The sequence below is a fragment of the Bowmanella yangjiangensis genome, assembly GCF_018531185.1.
Lineage (GTDB): Bacteria > Pseudomonadota > Gammaproteobacteria > Enterobacterales > Alteromonadaceae > Bowmanella > Bowmanella yangjiangensis.
Window position 1 is genome coordinate 973,998 of record NZ_JAHDJU010000001.1, and the last position, 25,838, is coordinate 999,835.

Consider the following 25,838-nt stretch of genomic DNA (forward strand, 5'->3'; position numbering starts at 1 on the left):
ATGCCCAAAGCTCAGCAATCCTTGACGAATTTGAAGGATTACTATGAGGAAATGGATTTTCGCGCAGAATGTTCCGGAAATTTACCGGGGCTTCTAAAACAATTAAATATTTCCCTGGCGTTTACCTCTTACCAGGCGTCAAGGCTTATGCTGGTGCGCAGCGATGGTGCCGAACTGGATATAAGCTATAAAAGTTTCCCCCGTCCAATGGGGTTGGCAGCCGATACCAACAGCCTGACCCTCGGTACTTTTACGCAAGTGTTGCGCTTTAGTCGTGAAGACGCCTTACTGACACAAATCAAACAGTCGCTGGCACCCATTGAAGACGATATCACGGCCCCGAGAATGAAAACCCGTCCTGAACAAGAGCAGGACAACAACGCTGCGCCGGACGAGCAAGCGCAGCAAGAGGCTGAATGGCAAGCCTATCAGGCTAAGCTTTTTGAACCTGTGGATGAACGCACTGATGCGTGCTTTATTACCCGCGCCAGCCACTATACCGGCATGATTAATATTCATGATATTGCCTGGGGGACGGATGGTTTATGGGCTGTCAATTCCAGCTTTTCTTGCCTTTGTACGCTTGAACCTGATTTTAGTTTTGTGCCCCGTTGGCAACCGCATTTTATTACTGAGCTGGTACCTGAAGATCGTTGTCATTTAAACGGCATGGCGCTTAAAGATGGGGTCCCTGCTTATGTCACTACCTTTTCTCAGTTCAATGAATTGGCAAAGTGGCGGGACAACAAAGACCACTGCGGTACCTTAATGGATGTGGCCAGTAATGAAGTGCTGGTTGAAGGATTGGCGATGCCACATTCACCACGCTGGTACAACGGGAAAGTGTATTTTTGTAATTCGGGTTTTGGCGAACTTTGCACCTACAACCCAACGACGGGTGACGTCGAGGTGATTGCCCGCTTGCCTGGCTTTACCCGCGGCATGGACTTTTACGGCCCGCTGTTGTTTTTAGGTTTGTCCAAGGTGCGTCAATCTGAGCAGACCAAATCGTCACCTTTGAGTGATATGTACGAACAAACTTACTCAGGTATTTGGGTGCTAAATCTGGATGATAATAGCCTGGTCGCCAGCCTGAGTTTTACCGGCAATGTAGATCAAATCTATGATATCGCGGTGCTGCCGGATTGCAGTTTTCCTGAATTAATTGAACCTCAACATCCTCGAATGCGTAACCACTTCTGCCTGCCTGGGCAGCCGGAGCGAGAGTCTTTATGAGCTATAAAAACAACCAACCTGTCAAAAAAGCATCGCTGAAACTGGCATTGCCTGCCTTGTTGTTGGCGCAGCCATTGCTGGGACATGCATCAAGCCGCACCTTAAGTAGCCGAAGTGGGGTACGCAGTAAAACGGCGGTGGTGTCGACGTCACCGTTTTCAACTGCAAAGCATAGTGAAGCATCAGCCCACAGCCCTTTTGCGACCTTCTCCACCCAGTCCTCTGCCAAGCAGGTAGCGGTCACCGATAAATCAACAGCCGATGCTGCCGTCAGACAAACTCTGGCCTTTTTAAAACAGCAGCAGCTTATTACTGGTGCGGGTAAACAAGCCGTGTCTTTATCCGGTAATACGTTGCAAGGGCGCAAACTGTTCGCCGGGGCAGGCTTTCCGCTGCTAAATACCGCCAATACCAGCTTTCAAGGTAACTTTGCTTTGCAAACCGTGACTTGTTCGGCACCTGGTGAAGTGTTTTTAATTACGGCGAGCACCAATAGCCTTATGTGTCATAAGGTTTCTGGTGGAGTATCAACATCAACATCCACAATAATAGGAAGGCCTCAAACTAATAACGCCTGCGTCGTAGCGTATAAAAGTTGTCTGGGTGGTTCTGCAAGCCCTGACAGTGATGGCAGCCTTACCACAGCGACGGGTGTTTCTGAGCCTGTCAGCATCAATACCAACATTGACACTACTTTAGAAGCAATTGATGTGTTTGATTTTACCTTGGGTGACGGGGGGACTTCAGACGCTATGGCGATGACAATTAGCCAGTTGATTGTCCAGGTGTCAGGTTCGTCTTCAGATAGCGAACGGGACAATATTACCTGGCGCTTAAATGGCCCTGACGCCAACAATGTTACCGGCATTTACAATAGTGGTAGCGATACCCTGACTTTTTCTAGCCTGAGCATTTCCATTGCCGATGGCGATAGTGAAACTTATGCAATAAACGCCTATTACAACAATACAACAGGTTTAACCGAAGATAATACGATAATCCTTAGCTTGAATGCTGCTGATGTCACCGTTGGCGGTACGCAGATGGCAGGATCGCAGAGTGACGTAACTAACGGTTCGGGCAGCAGCATTGAGGTGACGGCTACTAAGCTGCTCTTCACCACCGAGCCTGCTGGCTCGGTGTCTGGCTCATCGTTAACAACACAGCCGGTGGTTAAGGCAGTTGATGCCAATGATAATCCGGATGTGGACTTCACTGGTAACGTCAGCCTGACTGAGGCCAGTGCCGGTTCCTTGAGCGGTACCACTACTGTCGCCGCTGTCAGTGGCGTAGCCACTTTTACTGATTTAGTCTATGCCGCCACGGCAGACCAGCAGAGCTTCACCCTGACGGCAACCTCAGGTGGATTGAACGACGGAACTTCTGCATCTGTTGTTTCAGATGTCATCGCCACAAGGCTGCAATTTACTACTCAACCTGCACCAAATTCAATTACTACAGGGGTGTCGAGCAGTTTTAGCACACCGCCAGTGGTACAAGCGCTTGATGGGAACAACATCCTGGATAGTGGCTACAGCACAGATATTGTGCTGTCAGTAACAGACCCAAATGATGGCGTGGTGGACGGTACGGTAAATAGCCTGACCGGCACCGGTGATAGTGATGGTTCAGGAACAACAGTGACATTAACTCCGTCATCAGGTTCGGCGACATTTACCGGACTGGCAATTCAGTATACCAATAATGCAGCAACAGACACCCTGGCACTAAAGGCGACATCTGGCGGATTAACAACGGCAAACAGCACCAATATTACCTCCGGAACTCCCCCCACAGTAACCGATAGCAATATTGCCATTAGTGGCGCTAGCGGGCCCGGTGGCGCGTTCAGAACGGGTGATACTGTTACCGTGACCTGGAATAATACCGCCGGTGGCGACAATAACAGCGGCATCAGCAATGTTACCGTGGACTTCAGTGCCTTTGGCGGTGGCGCAGCGGTTAGTGCGGTTGAAAATGCTGGGGTGTGGACGGCCACATATGTGATTGTTGGTGGTGCCATAGACAGCAGCAACCTGAATGTATCGGTATCTGCCACCGGCACTGGTGGCGTGACGACCTCCGCGGATACGACCAATGCCACGGTAGATAATCAGCCACCTGTGCTAACCGACGCGAACATTGCGATTTCAGGAGCAACGGGCACCAGTGGTGCGTATAAAGCTGGCGATACGCTAGCCGTTTCCTGGGATAACAGTGGGGCGGGAGATAATAATAGCGATACCATTAGCAGTGTTACTGTCAACTTTACCGATTTTGGTGGCGGCGCGGCGGTAACTGCCACCAATAACAGCGATATCTGGACGGCCACTTTCCTACTGCCAAATAACCTCAGTACTAATAACCTGAATGTCTCTGTGACGGCCAGCGATGATGTGGGTAACAGTATCACCACCGCAGATACCAGCAATGCCACCGCAGATACTATTGTGCCAGTGTTACCTGTGCTGAGTGCGCCAACTTCAGCGGTGTTTATCAATGCCAATAACTACCTGATAGAGGGCTCTCATGTTGATGATGGCGTCACTATTGAGTTAGAAATCTATGATGGTGCTGTTGCCATGGACTATGTGCCTGTCACCACCACCACTGTCGCAGCGAATAGCTGGCAGTTTAGTCAGCCCTTAACACCGGATAGCGAACATCAATACCGGGTGCGTGCCGTAGATAGCGCTGGCAATGCTTCTGCTTATGTGGTGCTAAGCCTGATTACCGAAGACTCAACTGCGCCAGTTGACCCAGTGGTTTCAGCTTTCTTAGGCTCGACCAGTAACAGCAGCTATCCCATCAGCGGTACACATACTGAAAACGGTGTGACGGTTAAGCTTTACGCAGACGCAGACAATAATGACATAGCAGACAATACCACGGCATTGGCCAGTGCAGAGGTGACCGGTACAAACTGGAATCTAACCGTCCCGAGTTTAAGTGTGGGGGCAAATAATTATGTGGTAGCGGCCAGCGATAAAGCCGGTAATACCTCTGCTGATGTAAATGTGCCGACAATTACCCGCACCAATCCGGTTCCGCCAAATAATCCGCCGCTAATCAGTGGCACAGCAACGAGCTCTATTGTCGCCGGATTTTCCTACACTTTCGTGCCTACCGCGTCCGATGCGGATGGCGATACCTTGACCTTCTCTATCAGCAATAAGCCCGCCTGGCTGGATTTCAACCCTATTACGGGTGAGCTAAGCGGTGCACCTGTTATTACCGATGCTGGCTTGTACAACAATATCATTATCCGGGTCAGCGACGGTCAGGCGAGCGCATCTCTTAACCCATTTAGCATATTGGTCGAAGAGCCCAGTATGCCGCCAACTATTAGCGGCAGCCCTGCCACGCAAATTGAGGAAGGGCAGCTATACAGTTTCACCCCGCAGGTGGTGGACAATGACAGCCCAGCTGCAGAACTGAGCTTTAGCATCAGTAATCAACCTGCTTGGGCCAGTTTTAACACTGTCACTGGCACACTCAGCGGCACGCCAACGGAGGTTGGAACCTACCCCGCTATTGTTATTCGAGTGAGTGATGGGCAAAACACCAGCTCTTTGCCAGCATTTAATATTGAAGTAATTGAATCCGATCCCTATGAAGAGCCAGTGGCGGTGGATGACAGCTTCCTTCTGACCTACCGCGAAGATGGGTTATACGACCTGAATGTACTGGCAAACGATAAGCAAGGGGATGCTGCGGCACTGGTCATTACCAATGCGCAAACCGATACCGGCAGCGTCACCATATCATCGCAGGCTGAAGCCTTGTTGCTTAGCACGGACTTTGGTTTTACCGGCCAGGTTAACTTAAGTTACCAGTTACAAACCCAGGAAGGGACGAGTCAGGCGGTAGTGCAGGTGAGTATTGATGCAGACGCCTCACAACTGCCGATTATCAGTGAGCCTACAGTTAAACGTGTAGACGCCATCGGATTGCTTACTAAGGTGCCTTTTGACGCGCCATCGGCAACGGATCACGAGGGGAATCCTTTGGCAGTTACCCCCGATAAAGACAACGATAAGTTTGCACCGGGGCGCCATATCCTGACGTGGCGAGCCACAGGGAGTAACGGTCTGAGCGCGACGGCGCAGCAGCTCATTGAGGTTAACCCGATTATTTCTTTCGGCAAGAGCCAATTCGTACGAGAAGGCGACCCGGCCACGGTAACTGTGCATTTAAACGGCCCCAGCCCGGTTTACCCGCTAGAAGTTCCTTATTCAGTCGGTGGCACGGCGTCATCAATAGATACGCTCGACCATAGTGCGCGCAGTGGTACCTTGACCATTAACAGCGGCCTGCAGGGTGAAGTCAGTTTTAACACCATCTCTGACTCTATCTCTGATGACAATGAAACCGTAATTTTCAGCCTGGGCAATCAACTGAATCTTGGTGTGCGAAGTAGCACTACGGTTACTATCAAAGAGATCAATATTCCCCCTGTTATCATTTTTAGCGTTATGCAAGGTGGGGAAGAGCGCAGCACCGTATATCGCGATGACGGTCATGTAACGGTTAAGGCAGATATTACCGACCCTGATGGTTATACAGAATCGGCTACCTGGTTAACCAATGTAACCGAAGGGCAGGTTTCTTCGAGCGCCACGGAATATGTGTTCGATCCCAAACAGGTTTCTCCTTTTGCGCGCTCAGGGTCTGTCAGTCTGAGTTATTTCGAGAAGAATGGCGGACTCAGCCCCACCGCTAAAACCGTGAACTTTGCCATCAAGGACAGTAAACCGCAGTTAGGCAACGGTGATAGCGACGGCGATTCAACACCTGATGCACAGGAAGGGCTGGGTGATGATGATAGGGATGGTATTGCCAACTTCAAGGATAACAGCGCCAACGGTTGTAATGTTATGCCGCAGACTTTGGGTAATCAGACCAGCCTATTGATTGAATCGCAGCCTGGTAACTGCCTGCGTAAAGGTAGTACCGGGATGTTAGAAGATACGGGTTTGCAGATAGCCCCTCCGGGACAGCCTAATCTGCCGAAAGACAACTCGTTTATCCCTGTGGGGGGGGTATTCGATTTTAGTGTCACCCCCATTATTAATCAGCACACTTACCTGGCTATCCCGCAACAGATGCCAATTCCTGCTGGGGCAGTATATCGTAAGTTCAAAGGCGGCAACTGGCACACCTTTGTTGAGGATAACAACAATGAAGTATTCAGTTACTCGGGTGAGCCGGGTTATTGTCCGCCGCCGGGGGATGTCCTCTACCAACCAGGTTTAACCGAAGGTCACTGGTGTGTGCAACTGAAAATAGAAGATGGTGGCCCCAATGACGATGATGGCTCTGTCAATGGCTCGGTGGTTGACCCTGGCGGTGTAGCGGTACCTAATAATGGCAATCAGATACCGGTTGCCGTTGCCGACAGCACAGAGATGGCCTGGAATTCCACCTCACTGATTGATGTGCTGGCTAATGACAGCGATGCCGATGGGGATAGCCTGTATATTCTCAGCGCCTCTGCCGACCTGGGGGAGATAGCGGTGGAAGATAATAAACTGGCCTTCACGCCTCCACAGAATGTAGCAGGAAACATTGCGCTGAACTATGCCGTGAGCGACGGTAAAGGTGGTGTGGCGGTTGCCGAGGTAACTGTGTCTGTACTGTTTAACCGCGCGCCACAAGCCATGGATGATGTGGCCAGTACAGATGATCGCAGCGCGATTGTGATCGATGTTCTGGCTAATGATACGGATGCGGATGATGATAGCCTCACTCTTGTGACGGCCTCTGCCCAGCAGGGTAGCGTGAGTGTCAATAGCGACGGCAAGTTGGCTTATACGCCCAAAACCGGTTTTGCCGGCACCGATGTGATTACCTATACCATCAGCGATAAGTTGGGGGTGCAGGCTCAGGGGCAGGTGAAAGTATCGGTTACTGTGGTTGAAGAGGTTGTTGTAACCCGCGACAGCGGCGGTAGTCTGCCGTTATGGTTATTGCTGATGGCTGGCGCGTTGGGGGCCTGGCGTCGATTGACGATAACGGCCAAATAAGGCGATTCGATACCAGGCTGGCGAGATTACCTTTTCACGCTGGTCTGGTCAGAGAAACCGAAACAAAAAAGGGGACCTAGGTCCCCTTTTTTACATTTGGAAGTTTTACGCTTTCAGGCTTTTTACTATGGACTGCACCACTTTCGGGCCGCCGCATACAACATTGCCGGTGCGCATAGACTCGTGGCCGCCGTCAAAGTCGGTAACCAGACCGCCCGCTTCTTGTACCAGCAGTGTACCTGCTGCCATATCCCAGGGCTTCAGGCCCTTTTCCCAGAAGCCGTCGTAACGACCGGCGGCCACATAGGCCATATCCAGTGCCGCTGAACCGCTGCGGCGCACATCGCCACACTGATCAAAAATCTGGTTAAAGCTGTTCAGGTATTGGCCGAGGTTTTCTTTGCGCTTAAAGGGGAAGGCGGTAGCCAGTACGGTGCCGTTCAGGTCACGAGGCTTAGTGCAACGTACGCGGTAGCCGTTTAATTGGGCACCGGCACCTTTAGAGGCGGTAAACAGCTCACCACGCAGCGGATCAAATACCACGGCCTGGTCTAGCTTGCCTTTATGCAGCAATGCAATAGAAACTGCGAAGTGGGGGATGCCTTTGATGAAATTAGTGGTGCCGTCTAATGGGTCAATAACCCATTTAAAGTTTTCGTCGCCATCCACGATACCACCCTCTTCGCCGACGAAGCTGTGCTCAGGATAGGACTGTTTGATTTTGTGGATAATGGTTTGTTCGGCTTCTTTATCTATGCGTGTGACGAAATCATTGTCACCTTTGGCTTCAGTCATCAGGTCGGCGCGGTTTTCATAACCACGGACAATAACGTTTCCGGCTGCGCGAGCTGCGCGCACGGCAATATTCAGCATTGCATGCATAGAGAGTCACCACCAATTTTGAAAGAACAGAGTTGTGCTGGTTTCTGTCAGGCCTAAACGGCTTGATGGAAAAATCACCAGCGTCAAAAGCGGCGCGCAGTCTACCAGACCAACAGAAAATTGCAAAGGCTATGTTATGATGCGCAGCAGTTTTGAATCAAGAGAACCCCTGAATGCAGAATATCCGAATTGTACTGGTCAACACTTCCCATACCGGCAACATTGGCTCTACCGCCCGCGCGATGAAAACTATGGGGCTGAAGGAGCTTTATCTGGTTGACCCGGTAAAGGCACCTGACGGTCAGGCCAGTGCATTAGCGGCAGGGGCTACCGATATTCTGGCCAACTGTACAATAGTCCCCACCTTAGAAGACGCGATTGCCGGCTGTGGCTTGGTAGTGGGCACCAGCGCGCGTTCCCGTACTTTACCCTGGCCGATGCTGGATCCCCGTGAATGCGGTGAGAAATTGGTAGTGGAGGCTGACAATTATCCGGTTGCGCTGGTGTTTGGACGGGAAAATAATGGCCTGGCCAATGAAGAGCTACAGCAATGTCATTTCCATGTCTGCATTCCCGCTAATCCCGAATACAGTTCGCTGAATCTGGCGGCGGCGGTGCAAACCCTTTGCTATGAAGTGCGCATGGCGCATCTGAACCGGGAAGCCCTGCCAGCCATGGAGAATGAATACCCGCTGGTTGAAGATTTGGAACGCTTTTATACTCATCTTGAACAAACGCTGACCGACACGAATTTTATCGTGGCAAACCATCCGGGCCAGGTGATGACCAAATTGCGCAGATTGTTTAACCGGGCCCGCCCGGAAGCGCAGGAGTTGAATATTCTGCGCGGCATCCTGGCCTCGATAGATAAGAAGCACTCATCTTAATTATTGGAAGCCTGTTATGTTCGAACGTATTAAAGAGGATATCCAAAGTGTCTTTCACCGTGATCCGGCGGCCCGCACTACCTTTGAAGTACTGACGAATTATCCTGGCTTGCAGGCCATCTGGTGGCATCGTGTTAGTCACAAACTATGGAAAGCAAACTGGAAATGGCTGGCCCGGACCTTATCTACACTAGCCCGCTGGTTAACCGGCGTGGAAATTCACCCCGGCGCTACCTTGGGGCGCCGCTTCTTTATCGATCATGGTATGGGTGTGGTGATTGGGGAAACCGCCGAGATTGGTGACGACGTGACGCTGTATCACGGCGTGACACTTGGGGGGACCAGTTGGCAGTCGGGCAAGCGCCACCCCACCTTGGAAGACGGTGTGGTAGTGGGCGCTGGCGCAAAAGTGCTGGGACCCATCCGGATTGGCAAAGGCGCCAAGGTCGGCTCCAATTCAGTGGTGGTCAAGGATGTGCCGCCCGAGGCCACCGTGGTGGGGATCCCTGGCCGTATCGTCACGGTCAAAACGGCCGACGCCGAAACCAGCCACAGAGATAGAATTGCCAAAAAATATGGCTTTGATGCCTATGCCGTTTCTCCCGACAACCCTGATCCGGTCGCCAATGCTATTGGCCGGATGTTGGATCATGTGCATTTGCTCGACACCAAAGTCGAAGAGCTTTGTAAAGCGGTCAATGAGGTCGGCGGCAATGTTTGCACCGATGCACTTCCCAGCATTGATCTGGATGAATTTGATGGCTTAGCTAACAGCACTGAAAGCCATGCTAAGTTGGACGACTTTGATCCTAAGATTTAGGTGAATACTTGAGTGGAATGTAGGGACTTATACTTTACTAAATTAGTCAGGTATGGCATGCTTTGAACCCTGAAAAACTTAGGGTTTTGGCATGAAACTGACATCCAAAGGACGTTATGCTGTTACTGCCATGCTGGACGTAGCATTGCATTCCCAACGCGGCCCCGTGCCGCTGGCAGATATCTCTGAGCGCCAGGAGATTTCCCTGTCCTATCTTGAACAGCTGTTTTCCCGTCTGCGTCGCCATAAACTGGTCTCCAGTGTGCGCGGACCTGGCGGTGGCTATAAGTTAGGCCGTGACGCGAACAATATCTCGGTAGGTGAAGTGATCCATGCGGTAGATGAGTCGGTGGATGCGACGCGCTGCAGCGGCAAATCCGATTGCCAGGGCGGTGAACGCTGCCTGACGCACAGCCTGTGGAGTGATTTAAGCGAACGTATTGCGCTGTTTCTGGACAGTATCACCCTGGGTGAATTGATGGCCAAGCATGATGTTCAGCAAGTCTCACAGCGCCAGGACAAACATAAATCTCACCCCGATCTGAAAATAACTCTGCAAGTGTAACTGTTTCCATGAGAAAGCCTGTATACCTGGATTACGCCGCTACCACCCCTGTTGATCCGCGTGTGGCGGATGTAATGATGAAGCATCTGACAATGGACGGTATCTTCGGCAACCCAGCCTCCCGTTCGCACAAATACGGTTGGCAAGCCGAAGAAGCGGTAGATGTGGCGCGTAATCAGATTGCTGAATTGGTCAACGCGGATGCCCGGGAAATTATTTTCACCTCGGGGGCTACTGAATCAAATAACCTGGCCATCAAAGGTGTGGCACATCAGTATGGCGAAAAAGGCAGACATATAGTCACAATTACCACCGAGCATAAAGCGGTATTGGATGTGTGTGCGGAGCTCGAAGAGCAAGGATTCGAGCTAACCTACTTAAGCCCGGATAAAGACGGGCTGGTGGATGCCCAACAGTTTGCCGCCGCACTAAGGGACGACACTATTCTGGCGTCAGTGATGCACGTCAATAATGAAATTGGCGTGTGCCAGGATATTCATGCGCTAGGAGAAATCTGCCGAGCGCGCGGTATTTTGTTTCACGTTGACGCCGCCCAAAGTGCTGGCAAAGAGCCCATTGACCTGCAGAGCTTACCGGTTGATCTGATGTCATTTTCTGCCCATAAGGTATATGGGCCAAAGGGCATAGGCGCACTCTATGTGAGGCGCAAACCTAAAGTCCAATTGCACGCGTTAATTCACGGTGGCGGCCATGAGCGCGGAATGCGTTCCGGCACCCTGGCTACCCATCAAATTGTCGGCATGGGGGAAGCCTTTGCCTTAGCCCGCCAGGAAATGGCCGAGGAAGGCGTTCGGCTCTTAGCGCTGCGCAAGAAACTATGGGCGGGGATCCAGGATATTCAGGGCATAGTGTTAAACGGCCATGCCACTTTGCGTGTGGCGGGTAACCTCAACATTAGCTTTGCCGATGTGGAAGGGGAAGCGCTGCTGATGTCGCTAAAAGACCTGGCGGTGTCGTCCGGCTCTGCCTGCAATTCGGTAAGTGTCGAGCCTTCTTATGTGCTAAAAGCACTGGGCATGTCGGATGCGCTGGCGCACAGTGCCATTCGCTTATCCCTGGGACGTTTTACCAGTGATGAGGACGTGGACTTTGCTATCACGCATATCCGTGAGAGTCTGCATGCCCTGCGTAGTATGAATCTTGGATGGTAGCCTGCGAAACGCAGGCTTAGTGTTGTTCGGCCAGTGCGCGGATCATAGCCACTATCGCTCTTAAGCCGTTGCCGCGGGTGGGGGAGATATGACGCTCCAGATCCAGGGAATGAAAATACCCATCAATATCAAAGGCCAGAATTTGGGCGGCGCTTTTGTCCTGATAGGCGGCCATCACCAGCGCCAGTAAGCCATTAACAATAATGGCGTCGCTGGCCACGTCAAAATGCAGTTGTTCACCCTGGCTCTGGCTTTTCAGCCATACACTGCTTTGACAACCCCGCACCAGACGTTCCTCGGTTTTATCTGCCTCCGACATGGCGGGCAGCGCCTTACCCAAGTCGATAATATACTGGTAACGCTGTTCCCAATCGTCAAAAAAAGCCAGATCGTCAATGATTTCCTCGGTAGTCGGTAAGCTCATACTGATAATGCTGTCCTGTTTGTATTTTCCAATTGACCGGATTAGAAAAACAAGCCTGCTTCAAGCAGCGCTTCTTCACTCATTCTTTCGCGTGACCAGGGCGGGTCGAAGACCAAGTCTACCTTAACCTGTTCAACGTTCGGTACCATAGCGACCCGATACTCTACATCGCCAACCAAAACCGGGCCCATTCCACAACCTGGTGCAGTCAGGGTCATTTGGATGGTGACGGTTTTACTGCTTTGCTCAATGGCAACCTGGTAAATCAAACCCAGTGATACCAGGTTAATGGGAATTTCGGGATCGAAGATGGTTTCCAGCGCTTGCCAAACCTGAGCCTCAATGATCTGATCATCTTTTGGCGGCTCAAATTCCAGCACCTGAGGTTTACGCCCCAACGCGTCGGCATCGGTGCCATCTATGCGCAGCATGTTGCCTTGCCAGGTGACGGTGTAATTGCCGCCGAGATCCTGGGTGAGGTTAACAAATTCACCTTCCGGAATAACCTGGATCTGCCCGGACGGTACGCGTCTGGCTTTACAGTCACGCTGGGTGACAACCATTCTCTGCATCAGACTGCCTCTCAGCTAACGCTGAAGCTCTCACCGCAGCCGCATTCATTGACTACGTTGGGATTGTTGTACTTGATCATACCGTTGATGCCTTCCCTGACATAGTCGATCTCGGTGTTACGCAGTAGATCTGCCGCATCTGCAGCTACCGCCACAGTCAGCTTGTCACTGGCTTCTATCAGCAGGTCGTCGGCTTTGGCACTGTCTACTAAATCCAGCACATAAGCATAACCTGTGCAGCCACTGACTTTAGTGGACAAGCGCACCAGTTTACCCGGCTTATTCGCCAGGCTGGCTTCAAAATGTTTGACTGCAGCGTCAGTGAGACTGATCACTGTCGTACTGGGTACAAAGGTCTCAACCGTCATAACACACTCCTAGGCCAGCATGGACTGAGCTTTCTTCAACGCGGTAAAGAGTGCGTTGACCTCGTCCAGGCTGTTATAGATTGAAAACGACGCCCTGGCGGTACCAGGCACGCCTAATCGGCGCATCAAAGGCTGAGCGCAATGATCGCCGGTACGAATCGCAATACCCTGTCTGTCCAAGATAAATCCCACATCAGCAGGGTGGCTGCCATCCAATATAAAGCTAAGCACGCCAACCTTGTTTTTGGCGTTACCGATAATTGTCAGACTATTAAAAGCCTCAGCCTGTTCAGTGGCGGCTTGGATCAAAGCATGTTCGTGGGCTTGAACGGCTTTGAGATCCAGTTGCATAAACCAGGTAATAGCGGCGGCCATACCAATGGCGCCAGCAATATTGGGGGTGCCAGCTTCTAAACGGTTGGGCAAGCTGCCCCAGGTCGAGCACTCGTAAGTGACCTTGGCAATCATCTCACCACCGGTCTGCCACACCGGCCAGTTTTCTAACAGCGCCTCGCGCCCCCACAAAACCCCTATACCAGTGGGACCAAAAAGCTTGTGACCGGAAAAAGCATAAAAATCACAGCCAATATCCTGCACGTCTACCTGTCCGTGCGCTATACCCTGAGCGCCGTCGATCAAGACAAGCGCACCCACGGTTTTCGCCATGGCGGTCAAATCCTTGATGGGATTGACTGTGCCTAAGGCATTGGACACATGGGGCAGGGAAACAAAACGGGTGTGCTGGCTAAGCAGTCTGGCAAAAGCCTCTACATTCAACTCGCCATTGTCATGAATAGGAGCAATATGGAGCTCGGCGCCGCTACGCAGACAAGCTTGTTGCCAGGTGACCAGATTGGCATGGTGTTCCATTTCGGTGACCAGCACCTGATCCCCAGCCTTAAGGCGGTGGGCCATACCGTTGGCGACAATATTGATGGCCTCAGTCGTACCGCTAGTCCAGATGACTTCCTGGCGACTCGCGGCGTGGATAAAGTGCGCAACGGTGTCTCTGGCTTGTTCATAACGACGGGTGGCTTCATCGGCCAGTGCATGGGCACCGCGGTGCACATTAGCGTTACATTCAGTGTAGTAACTTACCAGCGCATCAATTACCGCCTGCGGCTTTTGCGTGGTGGCGGCGTTGTCCAGATAAACCAGTGGCTTACCGTCAATTTGACGGGACAGAATAGGGAATTGTGCGCGTAGCGCAGCAAGATCCAGGCTCACTTGACCTCCATCTGGCTGAACTTATGCCGGAGTTTGTCATGCAACCAGTTCGCCAGCGGTGCATTCGGGATTTCGTTGATCAGCTCCTGGATAAAACCAAAGTTAAGCATGATCAAAGCCTGTGAGCGGGAGATGCCGCGCGACAACAGGTAATACAGGGCCTTTTCTTCAATTTCAGCAACCGTGGCGCCATGAGCACATTTTACGTCGTCGGCGTAAATTTCCAGCTCCGGCTTAGTATTGATCTGGCCGCGACGGGACAGCAACAAGTTGCGGTTATTCAGCTCTGCCAGGGTCTTTTGTGCATGACGATGAATATGGATGCGACCGTTAAATACGGCTTTAGCACGGTCGCCGACAATGCCGCGGGCATTTTCTTCGGTGGTACCGTTTGGCACCGCATGCTCAATACAGCTATGCAGATCGAAAGTCTCGCCGGTACCTAACAGGTAAATAGCGTTGAATTTTGCGTTGGCGTGTTCACCAGCGTGTTCGATATCCACGTCCAGTCGGGATAAATCGCTGCCAAAAGCCACCAAGGTGCTGTTCAGCTGAGCCTTCTCTAAAAGGCGGAAATGGTTACCGCCCACTTGCAAGGCTTTGGCGGTGTGCAGCGCAAGACGATAATGTTCAAGATGCGCTTGGGCGCCAATCTGGTATTCCGCAAAGTAGGTATGCAAGCAGGGATCTTGTCCTTCACCTTGCTCAATCACACAAAGCCTGGCTTGCTCACCCAAGCGAACTACAACCCGCACGTGAGACTCTTTACCCTGAGTGGAGAGATTGATAATACGCACCGGTAGTGTGATATCAGCGCCGGGTGCCACATCAATAATCAGCCCTTGCTCGGCCAGCACATCGTTAACCAGACCAAACAAATGATGGGCGGGTTTTACTTGGGCAAAAAGTGCAGCAGCGGAATGCTCTTCGGTGTTGAGCGCGGTCAGCGCTTGAATGGTCAGGCCCTCAGGTAAAGACAGGGTGTTCAACTGCTGTTGCAATACGCCGTCGATAAACACCAGATCCAGGCTATCCAGCCCGGCGATGTTTGTGGGGCTGGCAGGTGCGGCTGACTCTGTAGACAGCTCAAGCTGTTCAACGGGCGTCACCGAGGTATAGCGCCAGGCTTCCGATTTACGGGTCGGCCAGCGCTGCTGTTTCAAGGCGGTTAATGCTTGTAAGCGTGGGCCGGTGAGGTTGGCCTGCTCGCCACGGGCAATTACTTGCTCAAGCCATTGGCTCATGCGTCTGCCTCCTGGGCTTTACCACCCAGCCAGGCGTAGCCTTCTTTCTCAACTTCAAGGGCAAGGGAGGCATCACCACTTTTAACAATTTTGCCGTCGGCCAGAATATGCACAAAATCGGGCTTGATGTAGTCAAGCAAACGCTGGTAGTGGGTGACGACAATAAAGCTGCGCTCTGGGCTGCGCTGACTGTTAACGCCATCGGCAACCACCTGCAGGGCGTCGATATCCAAGCCGGAATCTGATTCATCCAGGATGCACAACTTGGGCTCCAGCAAAATCATTTGCATAATTTCATTACGCTTTTTCTCACCGCCGGAAAAACCTTCATTAACGCCGCGCTTCAAAAAATCTAGCGGCAGATGCACTTGCTTACAGGCTTCCTTGGCTTTTTTCAAAAATTCGGCGGCGCTCAGCGGTTCTTCACCACGGGCCTCACGCATGGCGTTAACCGACTCTTTCATAAATTCCATATTGCTGACGCCGGGTATTTCTACCGGGTATTGGAAGGCTAAAAACAAGCCTTCGCGGGCGCGCTCTTGGGTTTCCAGCTCAAGTAAATCTTTACCACCCAGCTCAACTTGTCCATCTATAACTTCATAGCCGTCACGCCCGGATAACACATAGCCCAGGGTACTTTTACCCGCACCATTGGGGCCCATTATGGCGTGAACTTCACCGGGTTTAATCTCCAGGCTCAGGCCTTTGAGAATGGTTTTGTCTTCCACCTTGGCGTGCAGGTTATGAATCTTTAGCATGAAATACCCCAATAATACGTTTGTCGTAGCCATTGCTCTCAGGCTGACTACTGGCCGTTTCCGGCCTGATGGCGCCAAGCGCCGGATTAAACTTTAATTCGGTTTAGCCTACCGAGCCTTCGAGGCTGATTTCCAGCAATTTGCCGGCTTCCACGGCAAACTCCATCGGTAATTCTTTAAATACTTCTTTACAGAAACCGTTCACTATCATCGACACCGCCTTCTCGGCATCCAGTCCACGCTGCTGACACAAAAACAGCTGCTCGTCGCTGACCTTGGACGTGGTCGCCTCGTGCTCAACAATGGCGCTTGGATTACGGCTCTCGATATAAGGGAAGGTGTGTGCACCACATTGATCGCCGATCAATAGCGAATCACATTGAGTAAAGTTACGCGCGCCATCGGCATTCGGGCCCATTTGCACCAGACCACGATAAGCATTGTTGGCATCGCCTGCGCTGATACCCTTGGAGATGATAGTGGACTTAGTGTTTTTACCCAGATGAATCATCTTGGTGCCGGTGTCCGCCTGCTGTTTACCGCGTGCCAGCGCTACTGAATAGAATTCACCGACACTGTTGTCACCTTTGAGGATACAGCTTGGGTATTTCCAAGTGATGGCCGAACCGGTTTCCACCTGGGTCCAGCTGATATGGGCATTGGTGTGGCAGATACCACGCTTGGTCACAAAATTGTAGATACCGCCTTTGCCGTTTTCATCCCCTGGGTACCAGTTTTGGACCGTGGAATATTTAATCTTGGCATTGTCCAGTGCGACCAACTCAACTACCGCCGCATGCAATTGGTTTTCATCACGCTGTGGTGCAGTACAACCTTCCAGATAGCTCACATAGCTGCCTTCATCGGCAATGATTAAGGTGCGCTCGAACTGACCGGTATTTTGTTCGTTGATACGAAAATAGGTAGACAGCTCCATGGGGCTGCGCACACCTTTGGGAATGTAAACAAAGGACCCATCGGTGAACACGGCACTATTCAGTGCGGCGAAATAATTGTCAGAGCGGGGAACTACCGTACCCAGGTACTTTTTCACTAAATCTGGGAAGCGATGCACCGCTTCGGAGATAGGACAGAATATTACCCCGGCCTCTTCGAGCTTCTCTCTGAAGGTGGTGACAACGGATACTGAATCGAATACCGCGTCTACCGCCACACCGGCCAGCATTTGCTGCTCATATAAAGGAATACCAAGCTTTTCATATGTGCGTAGCAATTCTGGATCAACTTCATCCAGCGACTTTGGCTTGTCTTTCATGCTCTTGGGCGCGGAGTAGTAGGATATCGCCTGATAATCTATTTTGGCATAGTGCAGATGCGCCCACTCTGGCTCTTCCATTTTCTGCCAGGATTCGAAAGCCTTGAGCCGCCATTCAAGCAGCCACTGGGGCTCGTTCTTCATGGCGGAAATCTTACGGATTACCTCTTCGTCCAGGCCGGCTGCGAAGGTTTCTGACTCAATATCAGAGACAAAACCCGCCTCATATTTACGCGAAAGCGCCTGTTCGATTTGTTCACTCATAGGATCTGGTCTCTATCATCGGTTTTGGCCTGTGACGTCGTTAATTAACGCAATCTGACCTTGGTGGCGAGGAATGCGTCCACGCCTTACTACTAGTTAAGCCTGCCGTACCGGTATTTTATAGAATTGTCAGGCTATTGGCCTGTTATGATTGTGCCCAGGCACGAAACAAATAAGGGCTCACTACAGGGCGGATTTTATATTACCTGAGCATTTTACTCAAGTATTAACTCGGCCAAAACCGTCCTGTATGAACAGGGCGCGCACTATACCATCATGTCATTGATATTGGTAAGCCGAATAGTGAGTCAGGGAACGCCTGGTGCTTCGAGACATTCGTACTGCTGCGGGGTAGCGGCGGGGTGGTTGCAAGCGTCCAGCAGAAACTCTTCGTCCTTTTCAGCAAAGATTGCTTGTAACTTTCCTTGTGACAAGCGTTGCATGGCTTTGTCCCATTGATTGGCCAAACCTCGACCTTTCTCGTTATCTTTAAAGGCCGGGTAGATCTTGATGATGGCAAAGGGCGTGACTTGCAGCTCGTTTCGCATAGCGGGATGCTCATTCAGATAGGTATTGATTTCCCATATGTCATCCAACACATAGCGGACACGTTTTCCGTGCAGGAGCTTAAGTGCGATATCGAGATCTGAGGCCTCGTAAAATGTCATTTGCCATTTGGCCAGATACTTTTCAAATCCGTAATCACTAATCCAAGAAACGGTCTGCTGCGACAGACTTGATGAACCCTCCCATGGGGTATCCTTGAGGTGAATTGCTGCGACCAAATCAGCATCATGGGCATGATGCGGGTACAGCGCCCAGGATTCTTCCTGCTCATAGGAACCCAGCCACAAATCAGCCCTGCCTGTCGAGACTAAATGCTTTGAACGCGCATAGCTGGTGTAGATATATCGGATATGCTTACCAGGATAAACTTCGCTAAGCAGCAACTGATATATGCCATTCTCTTGATCATTGACAAAGTGAGGTGACCAAAGCGCCGTTGCCACCACAATACTATCTGCGGGTTTCGCCCAGCTCATCTGGCAAATGAACGCTAATATCAGGAAGTTCAATATCTTGCAGGCAGACATCTGTTCACATCGCAGAGGACTATTACTCAATAGTAGCCAAACTTATTTCGCTGTAAAAATATCTTTCAATTTGACACCGTTAATTTAGCTTTTGATAAGAATTCATCGTGGTGAATAGTCAAGCGCTATAAATTTGCATATAATCCGCCCTCAAAAATTTTAACCCCTTTATTTGGAGACTTTTACATGGCTCTGGAACGTACTTTTTCCATTATTAAGCCTGATGCCGTTGCGAAAAACGTAATTGGCGCTATTTACAACCGTTTCGAGTCTGCTGGCCTGCGCATTGTTGCTTCTAAAATGCTGCACATGAGCAAAGAGCAAGCGGAAGGTTTCTACGCAGAACACAAAGAGCGTCCTTTCTTCGGCGCTTTGGTTGCTTTCATGACTTCTGGTCCTGTTATGGTTCAGGTTCTGGAAGGTGAAGATGCTGTTCGTAAGAACCGTGAAATTATGGGTGCAACTAACCCTGCTGATGCACTGGCCGGTACCTTGCGTGCAGACTATGCTGTATCTATCGATGAGAACGCAGTTCACGGTTCTGATGCGCCTGAATCTGCAGCGCGTGAAATTGCTTATTTCTTCGCTGACGAAGAAATTTGTCCTCGTACTCGTTAATTCGTTGACGAGTGGAAAAAGGGAGCTGCGGCTCCCTTTTTTGCCAGTAGCGGTTGGTTTTCAATCGCGCCTAAAAAATGTACAATTCCGCCCCTTGAAGAGGTGATCATTCATGGCCCAAGCTAAAATCAATCTGTTGGATCTTAACCGTCAGGGATTGCGTGACTTTTTTGCCAGTATAGGTGAGAAGCCGTTCCGTGCCGATCAGGTCATGAAATGGATCTACCAGGCGGGCGTTGATGATTTTGAGCAGATGACCAACCTTAACAAGGTGCTGCGGGCCAAGTTGATGGAAGGTTGCGTTATCGAGGCGCCAGTCATTTCCCGTCAGCAGAATGCCTCTGACGGTACTATTAAGTTTGCGTTGCTGTTACAAGGTGGCCAGGAAGTTGAGGCGGTATGGATCCCCGAGACCGATCGAGCGACCCTTTGTGTTTCATCTCAGGTAGGCTGTGCACTGGAATGTACATTTTGTTCAACGGCTCAACAGGGCTTTAACCGCAATTTGTCGGTGGGCGAGATTATTGGGCAGGTATGGCGAGTTGCTAAAACCATTGGGTTGTCCAAGGATACATCAAAACGTCCTATTACCAACGTTGTGATGATGGGCATGGGCGAGCCGCTGCTGAACCTCAAAAACGTGGTACCAGCCATGGACATCATGCTGGACGATTTTGGTTTTGGTTTGTCCAAGCGCAGGGTCACTCTCAGTACTTCCGGTGTGGTGCCGGCCTTAGACATGTTGGGCGATCAGATTGATGTGGCATTAGCCATCTCTTTACATGCGCCTACTGATGAACTGCGCGATGAGATTGTACCGATCAACAAAAAGTATCCTATTGAAGAGCTGCTGGCTGGTGTGCGTCGTTATCTGACTAAATCTAATGCCAACCAGGGGCGGGTGACCATTGAATATGTCATGCTCAACGGTATTAATGACAGCACGGACCAGGCTCACCAACTAGCAAAAGTGCTGAAAGACACTCCCAGCAAGATTAACCTGATCCCCTTTAACCCTTATCCTGGCTCACCTTACACCTGTTCCAGTAATTCTCGTATTGACCGTTTCTCTAAGGTACTGATGGAATACGGTTTTACCGTAGTGGTACGTAAAACTCGCGGCGATGATATTGATGCCGCTTGTGGTCAATTAGTAGGCGATGTGGTTGACCGAACCAAACGAATGTTAAAAAAACAGATGAAGGGTGAGCCAATTTCAGTAAAAATGGCCTGATTCACCTAAATATTGGGGTTCTGATGCGCAAGTTATTCTTTTGTTTGTTGTTCCTGCTGACTGCCTGCGCTAGCCAGACTCAGGTCAATGGGCGTGTGACGGATACGGATTTTAATGCAGAAGATGCGGCCAGAACGCGTATTTCATTGGGTTTGACCTACCTTAAAAATGGCAACTATACCCAGGCTAAATTTAATCTGGATAAAGCCTTGGAGTATGCGCCGGGTATGGCGGATGCTCATTACAGCCTTGCTTACTACTATCAGCTAGTCGAAGAGAATAAACATGCGGAAGACGCATACAAGCAAGCAATGCGCCTGGATAAGAATAACCCTGACATCGTGAATAGTTACGGTGCTTTTCTTTGCCAGCAAGGCCGTTACAACGATGCCAAACAGTACTTCCAGCAAGCTTTAGATAATCAAGCTTATATTCGCAGTGCTGAGACTTATGAAAATATGGCCTTGTGCGCTCAGAATCAGCATCATCTGGATGACGCCCGCCAGTATCTGCAGGCGGCCCTTAATCATCAGCCATCAAGAGGTAAGAGTTTGTTGTTGTTGACCGAAGTGTTGGTGCAACAACAGAATTGGGCCGAGGCGAAAGCAAGTCTGACTAAGTTAGAACGCCTTGGACGTGTGTCTCCCGAAATGCTGTTACTTGGCTACAAAATTGAAGCAGGCCAAGGAAATCTGCAAAGTGCTCAGGGATACGGTAATATGCTCAAAGAGCTGTATCCTCAGCATTCGGCCACGACCCAATATCAGCAACTTGTATCGACGCCTGTGGCTCCCCAGAGACCAGCTTCTAAGCCTGTTTTGGCAGAGCCGGAGCCTGAGCCTAAAGTCGTCACCAAGGACGTTGAAGTCAGTGAGGATGTTGACGCCGCCGAAGATGCGCAGCCCCAATATCATATAGTGGCTGAAGGTGAAAACCTGTATCGGATATCACTCAAGTACAATATAAAAATGAAAACACTGATGGAATGGAACCAAATGCAGGATCCATCGTCCATTTATGTTGGGATGAAACTTCTGGTCGCTCAGCCATAACAGGTAGAGCGAACATTTTTAGCAAGCAGGTATCAGCAGTATTATGACAGATGAACAGGTAGCCGAGCAGACACAAGCCATGGGACCGGGACAAATGCTCAGGGAAGCACGTGTTGCTAAAGGCCTGACGGTTGAAGATGTGGCAAACAGGCTTAACCTGAAATCCAGTAATGTCCAGGATCTGGAAGCCGAGAAATTTGATGAACGCATCTCTGTTACCTTTATCCGCGGATACTATAAAAACTACGCTAAATTACTCGATGTTCCACAAGCTGACGTACAGCAAGCCTTTGATGCTCTGAATGCTGCTAAGCAGGAACCCGCCAAGTTACAAAGCTTTTCCCGCAAGGTCGCCAAGCAAGCCAGTGATGATCGGCTGATGATGGTGTCTTACGTTATTCTGGCCATTATTCTTGCTTTGGTTGTGGTTTGGTGGCTTCAGCAAAGCAACACCAGCGCCACAGAGACTGTACCGGCAAGCTCAACTGTTACTTCTGCTCCGCAAACCAAAGCGTCCGAGCAATCCGAACAATCCGAGCAACCTGTTCAGCCAGATGCGCCCCTAGAGGAACAGCAAGTGGTTGAGCAACCCTCGTTAGATGTGGTCGCGTCTGAAGATACACCAGCTGCTGAGCCTCAATTGAACGACGATACGACAGTTCAGGCTGCCGAGGCTAGCTTGCCAGAGTTGATTGGTGAGCTACCTGCCCAGGTGGAGTTAGTTTTTCAGTTTAGTGCGGATTGCTGGGTGAATATTATGGATGCAACCGGCGAGGCCATTGCTTTTGGTGTTAAAAAGGCCGGACGCACTATGCCGGTAAGCGGTGTTCCTCCCTTTGAGATTACGCTGGGCGCACCGGATGTCGTACAGATCCAATATGACGGTGAAGCTGTAGATATGACAGGTTTCCCTAAAGGACGTACAGCAAAATTCAATTTGCCGCTTAACTAATTCGTTTTCCTAGACCTTTACTGGACTCCCATTACCATGTTTGCTGAATCGCCTATCATTCGTCGCAAATCCACCCGTATTTATGTAGGGAAGGTGCCCATCGGTGACGGTGCGCCTATTGCGGTGCAGTCTATGACCAATACGCCGACCACTGATGTTGAGGCAACAGTGGCACAAATTAAGCGTATTCAGGCCGTGGGGGGGGAAATTGTGCGGGTTTCTATTCCTACTATGGATGCTGCGGAAGCCTTTAAACATATTCGCGCTCAGGTGGATATACCTCTCGTTGCAGATATTCATTTTGACTACCGCATTGCCCTGAAGGTAGCCGAGTACGGGGTGGATTGTCTGCGCATAAACCCTGGCAATATCGGCAATGAGGAACGTATCCGCTCGGTGGTGGATTGTGCTCGCGATAAGAACATCCCTATTCGCATTGGTGTAAATGGTGGTTCACTGGAAAAGGATTTGCAGGAGAAATATGGTGAACCAACCCCTGAGGCGTTGGTGGAATCAGCGATGCGCCATGTGGATATTCTCGACAGACTCAACTTTGACCAGTTTAAAGTCAGTGTCAAAGCCTCTGATGTTTTCCTGGCTGTCGGGGCCTATCGGTTGCTGGCGCAGAAGATTGATCAGCCTTTGCATCTGGGCATTACCGAGGCGGGTGGCCAACGAGCCGGCGCAGTAAAAAGTTCGGTGGGGTTAGGTATGCTGCTGGCTGAGGGGATCGGCGATACCATTCGCATATCGCTAGCCGCGGATCCTGTTGAAGAAATCAAGGTCGGTTTTGATATTCTTAAGTCCCTGCGCATACGTTCTCGTGGTATTAATTTTATCGCCTGTCCAAGTTGTTCCCGTCAGGAGTTTGATGTCATCGGCACGGTCAATGCCCTGGAGCAGCGCCTGGAAGACATATTGACGCCAATGGATGTGTCTATTATTGGCTGCGTCGTTAATGGACCAGGGGAAGCTGAAGTTTCTGATTTGGGCCTGACTGGAGCACGCAATATGAGTGGTTATTATCTTGACGGCGTGCGTCAGAAAGAACGCTTGGCCAATGATGATCTTGTTGAACAGCTGGAAAAGCGTATTCGTGCTAAAGCTGCGGTGCTTGACGAGAAGAACCGCATTGACGTGAAAAATGCCTGACCTTTAGCCAACAAGCCCCTATAATCGCGGCTTTTATTTTTAACCAGCGTTTAATTTAGAAACGCCGAAACGAATTGAGATATTGCACAGGTGAGTAAGCAAATCCAGGCCATTCGCGGAATGAACGATTGCCTTCCGGAACAATCCGGTCTTTGGCAGTGGGTAGAGCAGACTATTCGAGAAGTCGTAAAAAGTTACGGCTATCAGGAAATCCGCACTCCAATTGTCGAAAGCACCGAGCTGTTTAAGCGCTCTATCGGTGAAGTGACCGATATCGTTGAAAAAGAAATGTATACCTTTGAAGACCGTAATGGCGACAGTCTGACCTTGCGTCCGGAAGGTACGGCCAGCTGTGTGCGTGCCGGTAACGAGCATGGCTTGCTATACAATCAACAGCAGCGCCTATGGTACATGGGGCCAATGTTCCGTCATGAACGTCCGCAAAAAGGCCGCTATCGCCAGTTCCATCAGTTTGGTGTGGAAACCTTCGGTTTGCCTGGACCAGACATTGATGTTGAAGTGATCTTGATGACTGCCAGGTTATGGCAGAAATTCGGCATGGCCGATAAGGTCAGTCTGGAAATTAACTCTTTGGGTTCCAGTGAAGCGCGAGCTAACTACCGTGATGCTTTGGTTGCATTTTTGTCTCAGCATGCAGAACAGCTGGATGAAGACAGTAAGCGTCGCATGACTACTAACCCGCTTCGGGTACTGGATAGTAAAAATCCGGAAGTGCAGGTTCTGTTGAAGGATGCTCCAGACTTACTGGACTATCTGGATGAGGAGTCCAAACAACATTTTGAGCTGTTATGTGAACGTTTAACTCAGGCGGGTATCCAATACCGGGTTAATTCGCGCCTGGTTCGTGGACTGGATTACTACAACCGCACCGTTTTTGAATGGGTAACCGATGCGTTGGGGGCCCAAGGTACAGTGTGTGCCGGTGGCCGTTATGACGGTTTGGTCGAGCAACTGGGGGGCAAAGGTACACCAGCAGTTGGGTTTGCCATGGGCCTGGAACGTCTGGTGCTGTTGCTGGAATCTCTGCAACTGGTGCAGTTGCCAGCTGAAGTCGATGTGTATTTGAGTTTGCTGGGCGAAAAAGCCGAAGCCTTTGGTTTGACATTAGCCGAGTCACTGCGTGATGCCGTGCCAGGAATTAAGCTGCAGACCCATTGCGGTGGCGGCAACTTGAAAAAGCAAATGAAGCGCGCGGATAAAAGTGGGGCAGGTATTGCCCTTGTTATTGGCGAGCAAGAAGTTGATGCGGGTGTGGCGGGGGTAAAGTACCTGCGCGAGGACAAACCGCAATTACAGGTCAGTATTGAGCAGTTGCCGTCGCTGTTGAGCGATGAGCTGAAGCAGAATCATTAATAGGGGAATGGGATGGAAATCTACACTACCGAAGAACAACAAGTTGAAGCCATCAAAAAATTCTGGAAAGACAACGGTACCGCCATCATTTTGGGGGCGGTGATTGGGTTAGGTGGGCTGTGGGGCTGGCGTTATTACAATGAGCAACGCATTGTTGGCATGGATCAGGCTTCTGGCCAATACCAGCAGGTGATGCAGGGCTTGGAAAGCGATGACCAGGGGTTCAGTAAAGCGCTGGACTATGTGAATACCCATTCCGACAATAACTATGCGTTGCTGACAGCCATGCAGCTGGCTAATAAAGCGGTTACTCGTGATGATTTAAGTGAAGCTGCCAAGCAACTGAAGTTTGCCGCGGAAAAATCCAGTGTGCCGGCTATTACTGCCATCGCCAATCTGCGTTTGGCCCGTGTGCATGTGCAGTTAGAACAATATCCTGAGGCTCTGGCTGTGCTGGATGCTATTGGCGCTGATAACTATCAGGGGCAAGTGCAGGAATTGCGTGGCGATGTGTTCGTCAAGCAAGGTAATCTGGATAAGGCTCGGGCAGCCTACAGTGCTGCAATGGAAATCCATAGTGGCAACAATTTGATAAAAATGAAGTTGGATAATTTGCCAGCTGTTGCCAGCGTATAAGGAGT

At 50.6% G+C, this 25,838-nt stretch carries 22 protein-coding genes; 13 read left to right on the forward strand and 9 right to left on the reverse strand.

Features of this window, described 5'->3' with window-relative positions; translation table 11 throughout:
* Both KJY73_RS04375 and KJY73_RS04380 read left to right on the forward strand, forming a co-directional pair.
* Complete coding sequence (locus tag KJY73_RS04375) at positions 1-1,236, forward strand: TIGR03032 family protein (protein WP_214340660.1); 1,236 nt, start codon at positions 1-3, stop codon at positions 1,234-1,236.
* Complete coding sequence (locus KJY73_RS04380; protein WP_214340663.1) at positions 1,233-7,262, forward strand: Ig-like domain-containing protein; 6,030 nt, start codon at positions 1,233-1,235, stop codon at positions 7,260-7,262. Before KJY73_RS04375 ends, KJY73_RS04380 begins: the two co-directional genes overlap by 4 nt.
* 105 nt (positions 7,263-7,367) lie before the next feature.
* Here KJY73_RS04380 and suhB read toward each other — a convergent pair whose 3' ends face one another.
* Positions 7,368-8,144 carry an inositol-1-monophosphatase gene (gene suhB / locus KJY73_RS04385; RefSeq protein WP_214340664.1) on the reverse strand — a complete coding sequence of 259 codons (777 nt, stop codon included), beginning with the start codon at positions 8,142-8,144 and terminating at the stop codon, positions 7,368-7,370.
* Between the two features lie 173 nt (positions 8,145-8,317).
* Between suhB and trmJ the strand changes: the two genes are divergently transcribed.
* From trmJ to KJY73_RS04405, 4 genes are all read left to right on the forward strand, one after another.
* A complete protein-coding gene (trmJ, locus tag KJY73_RS04390; protein WP_214340666.1) occupies positions 8,318-9,031 on the forward strand; it encodes a tRNA (cytosine(32)/uridine(32)-2'-O)-methyltransferase TrmJ in 714 nt (237 codons plus the stop codon).
* 16 nt (positions 9,032-9,047) lie between these two features.
* Positions 9,048-9,851, forward strand: a complete 804-nt coding sequence (gene cysE, locus KJY73_RS04395) for a serine O-acetyltransferase (RefSeq protein WP_214340668.1) — start codon at positions 9,048-9,050, stop codon at positions 9,849-9,851.
* A 91-nt stretch (positions 9,852-9,942) separates the two neighbouring features.
* Complete coding sequence (gene iscR / locus KJY73_RS04400) at positions 9,943-10,416, forward strand: Fe-S cluster assembly transcriptional regulator IscR (RefSeq protein WP_214340670.1); 474 nt, start codon at positions 9,943-9,945, stop codon at positions 10,414-10,416.
* A gap of 8 nt (positions 10,417-10,424) precedes the next feature.
* Positions 10,425-11,588 (forward strand): IscS subfamily cysteine desulfurase, encoded by a 1,164-nt coding sequence (locus KJY73_RS04405; protein WP_214340672.1) that lies wholly within the window; start codon positions 10,425-10,427, stop codon positions 11,586-11,588.
* Positions 11,589-11,604: 16 nt separating this feature from the next.
* Here KJY73_RS04405 and KJY73_RS04410 read toward each other — a convergent pair whose 3' ends face one another.
* The 8 genes from KJY73_RS04410 to KJY73_RS04445 all read right to left on the reverse strand — a co-directional run bounded on the left by KJY73_RS04410 (position 11,605) and on the right by KJY73_RS04445 (position 18,815).
* Positions 11,605-12,012, reverse strand: a complete 408-nt coding sequence (locus KJY73_RS04410; protein ID WP_214340674.1) for a SufE family protein — start codon at positions 12,010-12,012, stop codon at positions 11,605-11,607.
* Between the two features lie 41 nt (positions 12,013-12,053).
* Complete coding sequence (gene sufT, locus KJY73_RS04415; RefSeq protein ID WP_206592913.1) at positions 12,054-12,587, reverse strand: putative Fe-S cluster assembly protein SufT; 534 nt, start codon at positions 12,585-12,587, stop codon at positions 12,054-12,056.
* Positions 12,588-12,595: 8 nt separating this feature from the next.
* Positions 12,596-12,952 carry a HesB/IscA family protein gene (locus KJY73_RS04420; protein ID WP_214340676.1) on the reverse strand — a complete coding sequence of 119 codons (357 nt, stop codon included), beginning with the start codon at positions 12,950-12,952 and terminating at the stop codon, positions 12,596-12,598.
* A 9-nt stretch (positions 12,953-12,961) separates the two neighbouring features.
* Positions 12,962-14,179: an aminotransferase class V-fold PLP-dependent enzyme gene (locus KJY73_RS04425; protein ID WP_214340678.1), complete on the reverse strand. Its 1,218-nt coding sequence runs from the start codon at positions 14,177-14,179 to the stop codon at positions 12,962-12,964.
* The gene (gene sufD, locus KJY73_RS04430; protein ID WP_214340680.1) at positions 14,176-15,423 is read right to left on the reverse strand and encodes a Fe-S cluster assembly protein SufD; all 1,248 of its coding nucleotides are present in this window, start codon (positions 15,421-15,423) and stop codon (positions 14,176-14,178) included. Before sufD ends, KJY73_RS04425 begins: the two co-directional genes overlap by 4 nt.
* Positions 15,420-16,181, reverse strand: a complete 762-nt coding sequence (sufC, locus tag KJY73_RS04435) for a Fe-S cluster assembly ATPase SufC (RefSeq protein ID WP_214340682.1) — start codon at positions 16,179-16,181, stop codon at positions 15,420-15,422. Before sufC ends, sufD begins: the two co-directional genes overlap by 4 nt.
* A gap of 103 nt (positions 16,182-16,284) precedes the next feature.
* Complete coding sequence (sufB, locus tag KJY73_RS04440; protein ID WP_214340684.1) at positions 16,285-17,721, reverse strand: Fe-S cluster assembly protein SufB; 1,437 nt, start codon at positions 17,719-17,721, stop codon at positions 16,285-16,287.
* 308 nt (positions 17,722-18,029) lie between these two features.
* Positions 18,030-18,815, reverse strand: coding sequence for a hypothetical protein (locus tag KJY73_RS04445; RefSeq protein ID WP_214340686.1), 786 nt, complete (start codon positions 18,813-18,815; stop codon positions 18,030-18,032).
* Positions 18,816-19,001: 186 nt separating this feature from the next.
* Between KJY73_RS04445 and ndk the strand changes: the two genes are divergently transcribed.
* The 7 genes from ndk (at position 19,002) to KJY73_RS04480 (ending at position 25,833) form a co-directional block, all read left to right on the forward strand.
* Positions 19,002-19,433 carry a nucleoside-diphosphate kinase gene (gene ndk, locus KJY73_RS04450; protein WP_206592624.1) on the forward strand — a complete coding sequence of 144 codons (432 nt, stop codon included), beginning with the start codon at positions 19,002-19,004 and terminating at the stop codon, positions 19,431-19,433.
* Between the two features lie 112 nt (positions 19,434-19,545).
* Positions 19,546-20,667, forward strand: coding sequence for a bifunctional tRNA (adenosine(37)-C2)-methyltransferase TrmG/ribosomal RNA large subunit methyltransferase RlmN (locus KJY73_RS04455; RefSeq protein ID WP_214340688.1), 1,122 nt, complete (start codon positions 19,546-19,548; stop codon positions 20,665-20,667).
* 23 nt (positions 20,668-20,690) lie between these two features.
* Positions 20,691-21,719 carry a type IV pilus biogenesis/stability protein PilW gene (gene pilW / locus KJY73_RS04460; protein WP_214340689.1) on the forward strand — a complete coding sequence of 343 codons (1,029 nt, stop codon included), beginning with the start codon at positions 20,691-20,693 and terminating at the stop codon, positions 21,717-21,719.
* Between the two features lie 43 nt (positions 21,720-21,762).
* The gene (locus tag KJY73_RS04465) at positions 21,763-22,671 is read left to right on the forward strand and encodes a RodZ domain-containing protein (protein ID WP_214340690.1); all 909 of its coding nucleotides are present in this window, start codon (positions 21,763-21,765) and stop codon (positions 22,669-22,671) included.
* Positions 22,672-22,707: 36 nt separating this feature from the next.
* Entirely contained in the window at positions 22,708-23,823 is a 1,116-nt protein-coding gene (ispG, locus tag KJY73_RS04470) for a flavodoxin-dependent (E)-4-hydroxy-3-methylbut-2-enyl-diphosphate synthase (RefSeq protein ID WP_214340691.1), read from the forward strand.
* A 90-nt stretch (positions 23,824-23,913) separates the two neighbouring features.
* Positions 23,914-25,197, forward strand: coding sequence for a histidine--tRNA ligase (gene hisS / locus KJY73_RS04475; protein WP_214340692.1), 1,284 nt, complete (start codon positions 23,914-23,916; stop codon positions 25,195-25,197).
* Between the two features lie 12 nt (positions 25,198-25,209).
* Positions 25,210-25,833, forward strand: a complete 624-nt coding sequence (locus KJY73_RS04480; RefSeq protein ID WP_214340694.1) for a YfgM family protein — start codon at positions 25,210-25,212, stop codon at positions 25,831-25,833.
* The last annotated feature ends 5 nt before the right edge of the window (positions 25,834-25,838 follow it).

Coding starts and splice junctions, on each gene's coding strand:
- KJY73_RS04375 (WP_214340660.1), top strand. CDS start 1: ATGCCCAAAGCTCAGCAATCCTTGACGAATTTGAAGGATTACTATGAG.
- KJY73_RS04380 (WP_214340663.1), top strand. CDS start 1,233: ATGAGCTATAAAAACAACCAACCTGTCAAAAAAGCATCGCTGAAACTG.
- suhB (WP_214340664.1), bottom strand. CDS start 8,144: ATGCATGCAATGCTGAATATTGCCGTGCGCGCAGCTCGCGCAGCCGGA.
- trmJ (WP_214340666.1), top strand. CDS start 8,318: ATGCAGAATATCCGAATTGTACTGGTCAACACTTCCCATACCGGCAAC.
- cysE (WP_214340668.1), top strand. CDS start 9,048: ATGTTCGAACGTATTAAAGAGGATATCCAAAGTGTCTTTCACCGTGAT.
- iscR (WP_214340670.1), top strand. CDS start 9,943: ATGAAACTGACATCCAAAGGACGTTATGCTGTTACTGCCATGCTGGAC.
- KJY73_RS04405 (WP_214340672.1), top strand. CDS start 10,425: ATGAGAAAGCCTGTATACCTGGATTACGCCGCTACCACCCCTGTTGAT.
- KJY73_RS04410 (WP_214340674.1), bottom strand. CDS start 12,012: ATGAGCTTACCGACTACCGAGGAAATCATTGACGATCTGGCTTTTTTT.
- KJY73_RS04420 (WP_214340676.1), bottom strand. CDS start 12,952: ATGACGGTTGAGACCTTTGTACCCAGTACGACAGTGATCAGTCTCACT.
- sufD (WP_214340680.1), bottom strand. CDS start 15,423: ATGAGCCAATGGCTTGAGCAAGTAATTGCCCGTGGCGAGCAGGCCAAC.
- sufC (WP_214340682.1), bottom strand. CDS start 16,181: ATGCTAAAGATTCATAACCTGCACGCCAAGGTGGAAGACAAAACCATT.
- sufB (WP_214340684.1), bottom strand. CDS start 17,721: ATGAGTGAACAAATCGAACAGGCGCTTTCGCGTAAATATGAGGCGGGT.
- KJY73_RS04445 (WP_214340686.1), bottom strand. CDS start 18,815: ATGTCTGCCTGCAAGATATTGAACTTCCTGATATTAGCGTTCATTTGC.
- ndk (WP_206592624.1), top strand. CDS start 19,002: ATGGCTCTGGAACGTACTTTTTCCATTATTAAGCCTGATGCCGTTGCG.
- KJY73_RS04455 (WP_214340688.1), top strand. CDS start 19,546: ATGGCCCAAGCTAAAATCAATCTGTTGGATCTTAACCGTCAGGGATTG.
- pilW (WP_214340689.1), top strand. CDS start 20,691: ATGCGCAAGTTATTCTTTTGTTTGTTGTTCCTGCTGACTGCCTGCGCT.
- KJY73_RS04465 (WP_214340690.1), top strand. CDS start 21,763: ATGACAGATGAACAGGTAGCCGAGCAGACACAAGCCATGGGACCGGGA.
- ispG (WP_214340691.1), top strand. CDS start 22,708: ATGTTTGCTGAATCGCCTATCATTCGTCGCAAATCCACCCGTATTTAT.
- KJY73_RS04480 (WP_214340694.1), top strand. CDS start 25,210: ATGGAAATCTACACTACCGAAGAACAACAAGTTGAAGCCATCAAAAAA.